This window comes from Nonomuraea glycinis, assembly GCF_035920485.1.
GTDB lineage: Bacteria > Actinomycetota > Actinomycetes > Streptosporangiales > Streptosporangiaceae > Nonomuraea > Nonomuraea glycinis.
The window spans coordinates 5,463,885-5,476,705 of sequence record NZ_CP109166.1; the positions used below are offsets into that span (position 1 = coordinate 5,463,885).

Sequence of the window (12,821 nt, forward strand, 5' to 3'; positions counted from 1 at the left end):
GCCTGGTGAGTCTCTACCGGGATGAGGGCGTGGTCCTGCGCACCCAGAAACTCGGCGAGGCCGATCGCATCATCACCGTCCTGGCCAAGCGCACGGGCAAGGTGCGGGCCGTCGCCAAGGGAGTGCGCCGCACCACCTCGCGCTTCGGCGCCCGGCTGGAGCCGTTCACCCATGTGGACCTGCAGTTCCACACCGGCCGCTCACTCGACATCGTGACCCAGGCCGAGACGATCAGGCCCTATGGCGAGGCGCTGGCGATCGACTATCCCCGCTACACCGCGGGCACCGCGATGCTGGAGACCGCGGACCGGCTCACCCATGGCGAGAAGGAGCCCGCGCTGCGGCAGTTCCTGCTGCTGGTGGGTGGATTGCGCACCCTGGCCGACGGAGTGCACGAGTCCCGATTGGTGCTCGACGCCTATTTCCTGCGCTCGCTGGCCGTCGCCGGTTATGCTCCCGCGCTGGAGGCCTGCGCCAGATGCCAGGCCCCGGCGATCAGGGCCTTCGCCATCGTGGCGGGCGGTGTGGTGTGCGGCGCGTGCAAGCCGGCCGGCTCGGCCGTGCCGGCGGGGGAGACGATCGGGCTCATGACGGCGCTGCTGCGCGGCGACTGGGTCGCCGCCGACGCCTCGCAGCCGCGCCACCGCAGCGAGTGCAGCGGCCTGGTGGCGGCCTACCTGCAGTGGCATCTGGAGCATGGCATTCGCTCACTTCGACACGTGGAAAGAGAGCCGGTTTGAACGTCCGCCCGCCGTCACCCCACCCCTCGGGTGCGACGCCGCCGCCGATCCCGCGCGACCTGGTGCCGCGGCACGTGGCCATCGTCATGGACGGCAACGGCCGCTGGGCCAAGGCCCGCGGGCTGCCGCGCACCGAGGGCCATAAAGCGGGCGAGGCGTCGCTGTTCGACGTCATCGAGGGCGCGCTGGAGCTGGGCGTCCCCTACCTGAGCGCGTACGCCTTCTCGACGGAGAACTGGAAGCGCTCGCCCGACGAGGTCCGCTTCCTGATGGGCTTCAACCGTGACGTGATCCGGCGCCGCCGCGACGACCTGCACGCCATGGGCGTGCGGGTGCGCTGGGCGGGCAAGCCGGGGCGGCTGTGGAAGAGCGTCATCTCCGAGCTGCAGACGGCCGAGGAGATGACCGAGAAGAACCACAAGCTGACGCTGCAGTTCTGCGTCAACTACGGCGGCCAGGCGGAGATCGTCCAGGCGGCGGTCAAGCTGGCGGAGGACATCGCGGCCGGCCGCGTCAGGCCGTCGAAGGTGAACGAGAAGGTCTTCGCCCGCTACCTCGACGAGCCGGACATCCCGGAGGTGGACCTGTTCGTCCGGTCCTCCGGCGAGCAGCGCTTCTCCAACTTCCTGCTGTGGCAGTCGGCCTACGCCGAGATGGTGTTCCTGGACCGGCTCTGGCCCGACTTCGACCGGCGGGACCTGTGGGAGGCGTGCGAGACCTACGCCAAGCGCGACCGCCGCTACGGCGGGGCTCTGCCCAACCAGGTCCAGGGCCCCGGCCCCCTATAGGATCTTCGGATGGCGCTGACCGACATCCCCTTCGGGATCACCGACTGGTCGCAGGTTCCCACCACTGAGCACACGGGAGACACGGGGGTCGCCACCTGGCGGACCCGCGAGTTCGGTTCGGTACGCGTCCGGATGGTGGAGTACAGCCCCGGCTATGTGGCCGACCACTGGTGCAGCCGGGGTCACATCCTGCTGGTGCTGGAGGGCACGCTCACCACCGAGCTGGCCGACGGCGAGATCCTCACGATGGAGGCGGGCAGCAGCTACCAGGTCGGGGATGACGTGCGGCCACATCGCTCCAGCACCGAGGTGGGCGCCCGGCTGTTCATCGTCGACTGACGCGTCGCGCTCAGGCGCGGCGGCGGGCTCGGTAGGCGGCCACGTGCATGCGGTTGCCGCAGGTGCGGCTGTCGCAGTAGACGCGCGAGCGGTTGCGGGACTCGTCGACGAAGACGCTCTCGCAGTCGGGGGCCGCGCAGGTGCGCAGCCGCTGCCACTCGTCCTCGACCAGCAGCTGCGCCAGCGCCACCCCGCAGTCGGCCGCCAGGTGCTCGGCGAGGGTGGCGTCGGCGGCGAAGTAGTGGATGTGCAGAGGATGGCCGTCGTGCTCGGTCAGCCGGGGGGTGATCCGGGTCTCCGACAGCAGCGAGTTGAGGACGCGCACGGCGGTGGCTTGGTCGGGGGCGGTGAAGACCCGGTGGAACGCTTCGCGTACCATCCGAACCTGACCGAGGTCGCGGGCAGTCAGTGTGGTGATGCCGCTGATCTGCCGCGATTCGACGAAGGACTGTAGTTCGGCCAGGCTCACCAGGTCGTCGTCACCGCCGGTGGACGGCGAGGTGTTGATGAGCTCGACGACGTCGGCGAGTGCATGCACCATGTCATGGCCAAACGCCATATTGACTCCTGTCGGGGCTGGTTCTAGCGTGGTCAAGCGTATCTCTCCCACGGGGGAGCGGGGGATTCCGTGAGTGCACATCGCCGTATCGTGCTGGTCGCGATCGCCGGTGCTCTGATCATTTCCACCTCCGCGCCCCTGGTCCGGATGGCGGAGGTGTCGCCCGCCACCTCGGCGCTGTTCAGGTGCGCCTACGCGGTGCCGCCGATGCTGGTGCTGGCCTGGCTGGAGCGGCGCAGGCTCGGGCCGCTGCCCGGCAGGGCGCGCAACCTGGCCTGGCTGGCCGGTCTGCTGTTCGCGCTCGACCTGCTGTTCTGGCACCACTCGATCGATTACGTGGGCGCGGGCCTGGCCACCGTGCTGGGCAACCTTCAGGTGTTCATCGTGGCGTTCGCCGCCTGGGCGGTGTTCCGCGAGCGGCCGTCGAACCGGCTGATGCTCGCCACCCCGGTGGTGTTCGTCGGCGTGGTGCTGATCTCCGGGGTCTTCGACAGCGCGGCGTACGGTGCGAATCCGGCGCTCGGCGTGCTCACCGGCATCGCCACCTCGATCGCCTACGCCGGGTTCATGCTGCTGCTGAAGGCCGGGGCGGGGCGCGCGGTGGGGCCGATCGCGCACGCCACCGCGGTCGCCACGCTGGCGATCGCGGCGCTCAGCCCGTTGTTCGGCGGGGCGGACTTCGCCCCGGCCTGGCCCGCGCACGGCTGGCTGCTGCTGCTCGCGCTCGGGCCGCAACTGCTCGGCTGGTCGCTGATCGCCTACACGCTGCCCCGGCAGCCCGCGGCGCTGACCGCCCTGCTCCTGCTCATCCAGCCGATGACGACGGTGGCCCTGTCGGCCGCGCTGCTCGGCGAGCGCCCCTCGGCGGCGCAACTCGCCGGCTGCGCGGTGATCGTCGCGGGCGTGCTGTGGGGCTCGCGGCGGCCTCAACCGGCCAGGGACGACTCGGAGCAGGACGAGCAGGTGCCGAAGACCTCGACCGTGTGAGTGATCTCGGTGAAGCCGTGCTCGGTGCCGACCAGCTCGGCCCAGCGCTCGACGGCCGGACCCTCCACCTCGACGGTCCGGCCGCAGCGGCGGCAGACGAGGTGGTGGTGGTGCTCGCCGGTGGCGCAGGCTCGGTAGACCGACTCGCCGTCGTCGGTGCGCAGCACGTCGACATGGCCGCCGTCGGCCAGCGCCTGGAGCGCGCGATAGACGGTGGTCAGGCCGATCTTGGCGCCGTGCTGGCGCATCTCGGCATAGACGTCCTGAGCGCTGCGGAAGCCCGCGCTCTGCCGAAGGGTGTCGTGGACGGCGTCACGTCTGGTGCTCACGCGACCTCCTTGACGCTCGTGCCGCGTCGCTGGCTCACTGTGGTCTCCTGGGATCTGCCTCGACGTACGAACTTACCGACACCGAGGGCCAGGACGAAGCCGAGCAGAGCAAGAAGCACGATGGCGGCGCCCGGCGCCACCTTGGCCGACTGGGACGACACGAGCAGCCCGCCCACGGCGGCGAGCACGCCGAACAGCATGGCCAGCACCATCGTCGAGCGAAAACCCCTGGTCAGCTGCTGGCTGGTGGCCACCGGGATGACCATCAGCGCGCTGACGAGAAGCAATCCGACCACGCGCATGGCGATGACCACGGTGAGCGCGGCCGTGACGGCGATGAGCAGGCTGAGGAAACGCACCGGCAGGCCGCTGGCCTTGGCCATCTCCTCGTCCTGGCAGAGCACGAACAGCTCCCTGCCGAAGATCCCGACCACCAGGAGCACCGCGACGGCGAGTCCGCCGATGATCCAGATGTCCAGCCTGGTGACGCTCGCGATGGCGCCGAACAGGTAGGCGTTGAGCTTGGCGTTGCTGCCGCCGGGCGCGATGCCCATGAGCATGACGCCGCCCGCGATGCCGCCGTAGAACAGCAGTGCCAGCGCGACGTCACCGCTGGTGCGGCCGCGCGCCCTGACCACCTCGATGGCGACGGCGCCGGCGATGGCGACCGCGACGGCGGTGAGCACGGGGGCCGTGCCGGTCAGGAAGCCGAGCGCGACGCCGGTCAGCGCCACGTGCCCGATGCCGTCGCCGAGCAGGGCCAGCCGGCGCTGCACGATGAAGGTCCCCACGGCGGGTGCGCAGAGCCCCACCAGCAGCGCCGCGATCAGCGCGAGCTGGAAGAATTCCCTGCCGAGCAAGTCGATCATGCTTCTCCCTGCCAGCCCTGCAGCGGCCCGGCGGCGGCGGTGACCTCGGGGGCGTGCGGGTGCACGTGCTCGTGTCCCGGTCTGGCGCACTCGCCCTCGGGCTGCGGCGGCGGTCCGTCGTGCGCGATGAGGCCCTCCCGGACCACGACGCCGCGGGTGATGAGCGGCTCCAGCGGGCCGAGCTCGTGCGCGACGAGCACGATGGTCTTGCCGTCGGCCACCAGCGTGGCCAGGGTGTCGGCGAGCAACTGCTGGGTGGCGGCGTCGACGCCCGCCGTGGGCTCGTCCATCACGTAGGTGTCGGGCCGGCCGGCCAGCGCGCGGGCGATCAGCACCCGCTGCTGCTGGCCGCCGGACAGCGACTGCACCGGATCGGCCGCCCGGTCGGCCAGGCCGACGGCCTCCAGCGCGTCCGCCACCGCCTCGCGGTCGGCGGCGGTGGTGAAGCGGAGCCTGCGCTGCCGGGCGATGCGGCCGGAGGTGACGACCTCGCCGACGGTGGCGGGCACGCCGCCGCCGACCGCCAGGCGCTGCGGCACATAGCCGATGCGCCACCAGTCACGGAACTTCGCGGGTGGGGCGCCGTACAGGAGGGTCTGGCCGCCGGACAGGGGCGTGAGGCCGAGCAGGGCGCGGATCAGGGTGGACTTGCCCGAGCCGTTGGCGCCCATGATGGCGACGACCTCGCCCGGACGGACGGTCAGGTCGACGCCACGCAAGATGGACCGCCGGTCGAGGGTCACTCGTCCGGCGGTCATCGCGAAAGCGCGTTCGCTCATGGAGTGCATCCCAAAGAAGTCCGCAATGTCTGAAGATTGTCGCGCATGGCCGAAAGGTAGTCGCCTGCGGGCTTGCTTTCCAAAGGATCGAGCACCGCCGTCTTCGCGCCCGCCTCGGCGGCGAGCACTTCGGCGACCTTGGGGCTGACCAGGGCCTCGGTGAAGACGGTGGTCACCTTCTCGGCCTTGGCCAGCTCGGCGACCTCGGCGATGCGGGCGGGGGAGGGCTCGGTCTCCGGGTCGAGCGTGATGCCGACCTGCTTGAGCCGGTATCGGTCGGCCAGGTAGCCGAACGCCTCGTGCGCGGTGATCATGGTCTTGGTGGCGCAGGTGCTCAGGGCCTTGGTGAACTCCTGGTCCAGGGTGGACAGGGCGGCCGCGGTCGTGGCGGCGCGGTCCTTGAAGCCCTGCGCGTGCGCCGGGTCGGCGGCGGCCAGGCGCTCGCCGAGCTTGGTGGCGACGGTGGCGAAGCGGGCCGGGTCCAGCCACAGGTGCGGGTCGTAGGGGACCTCGTGCTCGTGGTCGACCTCGCCTTCGGCGTGCTCCTCGTGCTCGCCGGCGGGGATCGTGGTGACGGCGGTGGCGGCGTCGAAGGCGCGGTCCGCGGTGACCGCCTCGTCCACGGCGGGCTGCACGCCCTTGATGTAGACGGTCAGCGTGGCGTCCTCGAGGTCGGCGATCTGCTGCGCGCCGAGCTCCAGGTCGTGCGGCTCGACGCCGGCGGCGGTCAGGCTCCGCACGGTGATGTCGGGGCCGCCGACCTGCTCGGTCACCCACTGCAGCGGGTAGAAGGCGGCGAGCACCGCCGGCTTGCCCGCGGGTGCGGCGGCCGTGCTCGTGGAGCCGCAGGCGGTGGCGGTGAACGCCATGGCGCCCGCGAGCATACCGGCCACGCGCAGACGGGAATGTCCTGACATCATGGGAGTCAGTATGCCGCAGAATGAAAATGGTTGTCAAAGTCGTGATGGGTGGGGATGCCGGACGGCGGCGCTGGGGGCCCGGCCTACGCCGTACGGCATCCCGCCATCACCCCGGTGGGTCGAGCAGCGCACCGGCTGAGCCGTTGCCGGTGCCCGGGGTGACGTTCTCGGCCAGCAGATCGCTCACCGCGTGGATCGCACGCAGTGTCGGGACTTCGGCGCCGGTCAGGTCGGCCAGCTCGACCACCGCCGCGAGGAGCACGTCGAGCTCCAGCGGCTTGCCCTTCTCCAGGTCCTGGAGCGTGGAGGTCTTGTGCTCGCCGGCCTTCTCGGCGCCGCGCAGCCGGCGTTCGATGGAGATGCCGGGATCGCAGCCGACCCGGCGGGCCACCTCCACGGTCTCCGCCATCATGGCCCGGACCAGCTCCCTGGTGCCGTCGTGCCGGCAGATCCCGGCCATGGTGGCCCGGGCCAGCGCGCTGATCGGGTTGAAGGCGATGTTGCCCATGAGTTTGATCCAGATGTCGCGGCGCAGGTCGCGCTCCACCGGGCACTTCAGTCCGCCGGCCACCGCCGCCTGACTGAAGCTCCGGCACCGCTCGGTGGACTCGCCGCTGGGCTCGCCGATGGAGAAGCGGGTGCCCTCCAGGTGGCGGACGACGCCCGGCGCCTCGATCTCGGTGGCGGCGTAGACGACGCAGCCGACGGCGCGGTCCAGCGGCAGCGCGGTGGTGACCGCTCCCGCCGGGTCGACGCTCTCGATGCGGTAGCCCTCGTAGGGGCCCTTGAGCCCGTGGAAGTACCACCACGGGATGCCGTTCTGCGCGGCGATGATGCTCGTGGCCTCGTGCAGCAGCGGCGCGATCATAGGGCCCGCGGCGGCGTAGCTGTTCGCCTTGAGGCCCAGGAAGACGTGGTCCACCGGGCCGACCTGGTGGGGGTCGTCGGTGGCGTGGGGGTGGGCGACGAAATCGCCCCTGGGAGTGAGCACCCGCACACCGGATCTGCGTATGGCCTGGAGGTGCTCCCCTCTCGCGATGAGGTGCACCTCCACTCCCGCCCTGTGGAGTGCGGCCCCTACATACGCGCCGATGGCGCCGGCGCCAAGAACAGCGACCTTCACGCTTTCGCTCCGTTCTCGCGTCGGATCGTGCATTCGGTATACAGTATGGAAAATTTCGGGTCAAGGAGTCGCCGCGTGACCGTCGTACGACATGGACCTGTGGTGGAGGCGCTGTCCTGGGCCGCCGCCCGGCGGCGAGCGGCCGGGGCCTCGGGCGGTCGGGAGAGTCCGTGGAGCTCATCGAGTTGCCCGCAGGGGGCTAGACAGGCCGGTGACTAGAGGGTAACCATTGCGTTCATACGGTATGCAGTATGCGGGAGACACGAAGAAGGGTGCACGATGTCGGAAACGATCTCCGGTGGTCATCTGGTAGCCAAGGCGCTCAAGGCCGAGGGCGTGGACGTGATCTACACGCTCTGCGGCGGCCACATCATCGACATCTACGACGGCTGTGTCGATGAGGGCATCGAGGTCATCGACGTGCGCCACGAGCAGGTGGCGGCGCACGCGGCTGACGGCTACGCGCGCATCACCGGCAAGCCGGGTTGCGCGGTCGTCACCGCCGGGCCGGGCACGACGGACGCGGTCACCGGGGTGGCCAACGCTTTCCGGGCCGAGAGCCCGATGTTGCTCATCGGCGGTCAGGGGGCGCTCAGCCAGCACAAGATGGGCTCACTCCAGGACCTGCCGCACGTCGACATGATGACCCCGATCACCAAGTTCGCCGCCACGGTGCCGAGCACGGAGCGGGTGGCCGACATCGTGTCGATGGCCTTCCGCGAGTGCTTCCACGGCGCGCCGGGCCCGTCCTTCTTGGAGATCCCGCGCGACGTGCTGGACGCGAAGATCCCGGTGGAGAAGGCGCGGATCCCGAAGAACTACCGGGCCTCCACCCGGCAGGCCGGCGACCCGGAGGCGATCGAGCGGCTGGCGGACCTGCTGGCGCACGCGGAGAAGCCGTGCGTCCTGCTGGGCAGCCAGGTCTGGACGTGCCGGGCGACGGACTCGGCGATCGACTTCGTCCGGTCGCTGAACGTACCGGCTTATATGAACGGCTCGGCGCGCGGCACGCTGCCGCCCGGGGACCCGCACCACTTCCAGCTCAGCCGCAGGTACGCCTTTACCGAGGCGGACCTGATCATCATCGTCGGCACCCCGTTCGACTTCAGGATGGGCTACGGCAAGCGGCTGTCGCCGACCGCCAAGGTGGTCCAGATCGACCTCGACTACCGCACTGTCGGGAAAAATCGGGACATCGATCTGGGGATCGTCGGCGACGCCGGCCTCATCCTGTCGGCGGCGGCCCAGGCGGCGAGCGGCCGCATCGACAACGCCGCGGCCCGGCGCAAGGAGTGGCTGGAGGAGCTGCGCGCCGTCGAGATCCAGGCCTACGACAAGCGCCTGCCCCGCCAGCTCTCCGACGCCAGTCCCATCGACCCCTACCGCCTGGTCCACGAGATCAACGAGTTCCTCACCGAGGACAGCATCTACATCGGCGACGGCGGCGACATCGTCACCTTCTCCGGCCAGGTCGTGCAGCCCAAGTCGCCCGGCCACTGGATGGACCCCGGACCACTCGGCACGCTCGGCGTCGGCATGGCCTTCGCGATGGCCGCCAAGCAGGCCCGCCGCGACAAGGAGGTGCTCTGCCTGTTCGGCGACGGCGCCTTCAGCCTCACCGGCTGGGACTTCGAGACCATGGTCCGCTTCGACCTGCCGTTCATCGGCGTCATCGGCAACAACTCCTCCATGAACCAGATCAGGTACGGCCAGGCCGCCAAGTACGGCGAGGAGCGGGCCCGCGTCGGCAACACCCTGGGCGACATCCGCTACGGCGACTTCGCCAAGCTCCTGGGCGGCCACGGCGAGGAGGTCCGCGACCCGGCCGAGATCCGCCCGGCGCTGGAGCGGGCCAGGCAGTCCGGCAAGCCGTCGCTGATCAACGTATGGGTCGATCCCGACGTCTACGCCCCGGGCACCATGAACCAGACCATGTACAAGTAGGCAGGTCACTGACATGAAGGCACTCGAAGGTGTCCGCGTCCTCGACATGACCCACGTCCAGTCCGGCCCGTCCTGCACGCAGCTCCTCGGCTGGCTCGGCGCCGACGTGGTCAAGCTGGAGTCCCCGACAGGCGACATCACCCGGCAGCAACTGCGCGACGTGCCGGGCGTCGACAGCCTCTACTTCACGATGCTCAACTGCAACAAGCGCAGCATCACCCTCAACATGAAGAGTGAGCGCGGCAAGGAGCTGTTCACCGAGCTGGTGAAGGACGCCGACATCCTGGTGGAGAACTTCGGCCCCGGCGCGGTCGACCGCATGGGCTTCACCTGGGACCGCCTCCAGGAGCTCAACCCCCGCCTGATCTACGCCTCGATCAAGGGCTTCGGCACCGGCCGCTACGCCAAGTTCAAGGCCTACGAGGTGATCGCCCAGGCGATGGGCGGCTCGATGTCCACCACCGGCTTCGAGGAGGGCCCGCCGCTGGCCACCGGCGCGCAGATCGGCGACTCCGGCACCGGCATCCACGTGGTCGCCGGCATCCTGGCCGCTCTCTACCAGCGCGAGCAGACCCAGCGCGGCCAGCGGGTGCAGGTGGCCATGCAGCACGCCGTGCTGAACCTGTGCCGGGTCAAGCTCCGCGACCAGCAGCGGCTCGCGCACGGCCCGCTGCGCGAGTACCCGAACCGGACCTTCGGCGACGAGGTGCCCCGCTCCGGCAACGCCAGCGGCGGCGGCCAGCCCGGCTGGGCGGTGCGCTGCGCGCCCGGCGGCCCGAACGACTACATCTACGTCATCGTCCAGCCGGTGGGCTGGAAGCCGCTGTCGGGCATCATCGGCCGGCCCGAGCTGGCCGACGACCCCGAGTGGGCGAGCCCCGAGGCCCGGCTGTCCAAGCTGGACAAGATGTTCCAGCTCATCGAGGAGTGGACGAGCCGCCACGACAAGTGGACGGTCCTCGATCGGCTCAACGCCGCGAACATCCCGTGCGGGCCGATCCTGTCGACCAAGGAGCTGGTCGAGGACGAGAGCCTGCGCGAGGAGGGCATCGTCGTCACGGTCGGCCATCCGGAGCGCGGCGAGTTCACCACCGTCGGCAGCCCGTTGCAGCTGTCGGACTCACCGGTCGACGTCACCACCCCGCCCCTGCTCGGCGAGCACAACCAGGAGATCTACGGCCTGCTCGGCGTGAGCGCCGAGGAGCTGGCCGAGTTGAAGACGAACGGAGTCATTTGATGGAGCAGGTCAGGGAGATCCTGGACAAGGCGCTCGCCGAGGGCCGCACCGGCCTGACCGCACCTGAGGGGCGCGCGATCTGCCAGGCGTACGGCATCGCCACGCCGGGCGAGGGGGTGGCCGGATCGGCGACGGAGGCAGCCGAGCTGGCCGCGGAGCTCGGCTTCCCGGTGGTGCTGAAGATCGTCTCGCCGGACATCCTGCACAAGACCGATGCGGGCGGCGTGCTGGTCGGGCTGAAGACCGAGGACGAGGTACGGGACGGCTTCGAGCGCATCCTGGCCAGTGCCCGCGCCTACGACCCCGGCGCCCGCATCGACGGCGTCCAGGTGCAGCAGCTGGTCGGCGGCGGCCACGAGGTCATCATCGGCGCGGTGACCGACCCCACCTTCGGCAAGCTGGTCGCCTTCGGCCTGGGCGGCGTCCTGGTCGAGGTCCTCAAGGACGTGACCTTCAGACTCGCCCCGGTTTCGGACGAAGACGCACTGGGGATGCTGGACGACATCAAAGCGGCACAAGTGCTGCGCGGTGCCCGTGGTGCCGAGCCCGCGGACCGGGGCGCGCTCGCGGCGCTGATCGCGCGCGTCGGCAGACTGGTCAGCGACTTCCCCGAGATCGTCGAGGTGGACCTCAACCCGGTCTTCGCCGACGCGAACGGCGCCGTCGCCGCCGACGTGCGGATCATCGTCGGCGAGCCGCCCGCGCAGGTCACCAGGCTCTCGCGGGAGGTGATCCTGGGCCAGATGAACCGGATCTTCAAGCCGCGCTCCGTCGCCGTCATCGGCGCCTCGGGCGAGACCGGCAAGATCGGCAACTCGGTGATGCGCAACCTCATCAACGGCGGCTACCAGGGCCAGATCTTCCCCATCAACCCCAAGGCCCCCGACATCCTTGGGCTGCCCGCGTACAAGAGCATCGCCGACGTCCCGCACGACGTGGACGTGGCGGTCTTCGCCATCCCGGCCAAGTTCGTCCCCGCGGCCCTGGAGGAGGCCGGGCGGAAGGGCGTCGCGGGCGCGATCATGATCCCGTCCGGCTTCGCCGAGACCGGCAACGTGGCGGGTCAGCAGGAGATCGTCGAGATCGCCCGGCGGCACGGCGTGCGCATGCTCGGGCCCAACATCTACGGCTACTACTACACGCCGGAGAACCTCTGCGCGACGTTCTGCACGCCGTACGACGTCAAGGGCAGTGTGGCGCTGACCTCGCAGAGCGGCGGCATCGGGATGGCCATCCTGGGCTTCAGCCGGACGACCAAGATGGGCGTCTCGGCGATCGTCGGCGTCGGCAACAAGGCCGACGTGGACGAGGACGACCTGCTGACCTTCTTCGAGCAGGACGACAACACCCAGGCCGTGGCCATGCACCTGGAGGACCTCAAGGACGGGCGCGGCTTCGTCGAGGCGGCCCGCCGGGTCGTCAAGCAGAAGCCGGTCATCGTGCTGAAGGCCGGGCGCACCGCGATGGGCGCGCGGGCCGCCGGATCCCACACCGGGGCGCTGGCCGGCGACGACAAGGTCTACGACGACATCCTGCGGCAGGCCGGCGTGGTCCGCGCGCCGGGCCTCAACGACCTGCTCGACTACGCCCGCGCGCTGCCCGTGCTGCCCGCGCCCAAGGGCGAGAACGTCGTCATCATCACCGGCGCGGGAGGATCCGGCGTGCTGCTGTCGGACGCCTGCGTGGACGCCGGGCTGACGCTCATGGACATCCCACCCGATCTGGACGAGGCGTTCCGCGCCTTCATCCCGCCGTTCGGCGCGGCCGGCAACCCGGTCGACATCACCGGCGGCGAACCCCCCTCGACGTACGCGAACACGGTCCGGCTCGGGCTCACCGACGACCGGATCCACGCGCTCGTCCTGGGCTACTGGCACACCATCGTGACCCCGCCGATGGTCTTCGCCGAGCTGATCGCCGAGGTCGTGGCGGAGGAGCGGGCGAAAGGAAACGTCAAACCGGTCGTCGTGTCGCTGGCCGGTGACACCGAAGTGGAGGAGGCCAGCGAGTACCTGTACGAACACGGCGTGGTCGCGTACCCGTACACGACCGAAAAGCCCGTAGCGGTGCTCGGCGCGAAGTACCGCTGGGCACGGGCTGCCGGACTGCTCCGCTAAGAGCCGAGCTGGAGCAGGGCGAGGGGGCGCATCGGGGCCGCGCAGTAAGAAAAACAACCCCCCAGGAGGTCCGTACGTGGACACATCGAA

13 protein-coding genes are annotated in these 12,821 nt (G+C 70.3%); 7 read left to right on the forward strand and 6 right to left on the reverse strand.

The window, feature by feature from the left end:
* Window positions 1-5: 5 nt before the first annotated feature.
* From recO to OHA68_RS25750, 3 genes are read left to right on the forward strand one after another with little or no spacing between them, the layout of a single operon-like run.
* On the forward strand, window positions 6-740 hold the full coding sequence (gene recO / locus OHA68_RS25740) for a DNA repair protein RecO (protein WP_327102524.1): 735 nt from the start codon (window positions 6-8) through the stop codon (window positions 738-740).
* A complete protein-coding gene (locus tag OHA68_RS25745; protein ID WP_327102525.1) occupies window positions 737-1,528 on the forward strand; it encodes an isoprenyl transferase in 792 nt (263 codons plus the stop codon). The genes recO and OHA68_RS25745 overlap by 4 nt, the downstream gene beginning before the upstream one ends.
* Window positions 1,529-1,537: 9 nt before the next feature.
* On the forward strand, window positions 1,538-1,867 hold the full coding sequence (locus OHA68_RS25750; protein ID WP_327102526.1) for a DHCW motif cupin fold protein: 330 nt from the start codon (window positions 1,538-1,540) through the stop codon (window positions 1,865-1,867).
* A gap of 10 nt (window positions 1,868-1,877) precedes the next feature.
* On the opposite strand, the gene OHA68_RS25755 is transcribed toward OHA68_RS25750, so the two are convergent.
* On the reverse strand, window positions 1,878-2,426 hold the full coding sequence (locus OHA68_RS25755; RefSeq protein ID WP_189144953.1) for a CGNR zinc finger domain-containing protein: 549 nt from the start codon (window positions 2,424-2,426) through the stop codon (window positions 1,878-1,880).
* A gap of 69 nt (window positions 2,427-2,495) precedes the next feature.
* Here OHA68_RS25755 and OHA68_RS25760 point away from each other — a divergent pair, with 69 nt between their 5' ends.
* Window positions 2,496-3,413 carry a DMT family transporter gene (locus tag OHA68_RS25760; protein WP_327102527.1) on the forward strand — a complete coding sequence of 306 codons (918 nt, stop codon included), beginning with the start codon at window positions 2,496-2,498 and terminating at the stop codon, window positions 3,411-3,413.
* Here OHA68_RS25760 and OHA68_RS25765 read toward each other — a convergent pair.
* From OHA68_RS25765 to OHA68_RS25785, 5 genes are all read right to left on the reverse strand, one after another.
* The gene (locus tag OHA68_RS25765) at window positions 3,353-3,742 is read right to left on the reverse strand and encodes a Fur family transcriptional regulator (protein WP_189144955.1); all 390 of its coding nucleotides are present in this window, start codon (window positions 3,740-3,742) and stop codon (window positions 3,353-3,355) included. The genes OHA68_RS25760 and OHA68_RS25765 overlap by 61 nt on opposite strands.
* Window positions 3,739-4,611, reverse strand: coding sequence for a metal ABC transporter permease (locus OHA68_RS25770; RefSeq protein ID WP_327102528.1), 873 nt, complete (start codon window positions 4,609-4,611; stop codon window positions 3,739-3,741). The genes OHA68_RS25765 and OHA68_RS25770 overlap by 4 nt, the downstream gene beginning before the upstream one ends.
* On the reverse strand, window positions 4,608-5,399 hold the full coding sequence (locus OHA68_RS25775) for a metal ABC transporter ATP-binding protein (protein ID WP_407674368.1): 792 nt from the start codon (window positions 5,397-5,399) through the stop codon (window positions 4,608-4,610). Before OHA68_RS25775 ends, OHA68_RS25770 begins: the two co-directional genes overlap by 4 nt.
* Complete coding sequence (locus tag OHA68_RS25780; RefSeq protein WP_225278272.1) at window positions 5,387-6,274, reverse strand: metal ABC transporter substrate-binding protein; 888 nt, start codon at window positions 6,272-6,274, stop codon at window positions 5,387-5,389. Before OHA68_RS25780 ends, OHA68_RS25775 begins: the two co-directional genes overlap by 13 nt.
* A 142-nt stretch (window positions 6,275-6,416) precedes the next feature.
* Window positions 6,417-7,433 carry a 2-dehydropantoate 2-reductase gene (locus OHA68_RS25785; protein ID WP_327102530.1) on the reverse strand — a complete coding sequence of 339 codons (1,017 nt, stop codon included), beginning with the start codon at window positions 7,431-7,433 and terminating at the stop codon, window positions 6,417-6,419.
* Between the two features lie 279 nt (window positions 7,434-7,712).
* Here OHA68_RS25785 and OHA68_RS25790 point away from each other — a divergent pair, with 279 nt between their 5' ends.
* The 3 genes from OHA68_RS25790 to OHA68_RS25800 are packed head-to-tail and all read left to right on the forward strand — an operon-like array spanning window position 7,713 to window position 12,731.
* Window positions 7,713-9,377, forward strand: a complete 1,665-nt coding sequence (locus OHA68_RS25790) for a thiamine pyrophosphate-binding protein (protein ID WP_327102531.1) — start codon at window positions 7,713-7,715, stop codon at window positions 9,375-9,377.
* 13 nt (window positions 9,378-9,390) lie between these two features.
* On the forward strand, window positions 9,391-10,614 hold the full coding sequence (gene frc, locus OHA68_RS25795; RefSeq protein ID WP_189144962.1) for a formyl-CoA transferase: 1,224 nt from the start codon (window positions 9,391-9,393) through the stop codon (window positions 10,612-10,614).
* Window positions 10,614-12,731 (forward strand): acetate--CoA ligase family protein, encoded by a 2,118-nt coding sequence (locus tag OHA68_RS25800; protein WP_327102532.1) that lies wholly within the window; start codon window positions 10,614-10,616, stop codon window positions 12,729-12,731. The genes frc and OHA68_RS25800 overlap by 1 nt, the downstream gene beginning before the upstream one ends.
* The last annotated feature ends 90 nt before the right edge of the window (window positions 12,732-12,821 follow it).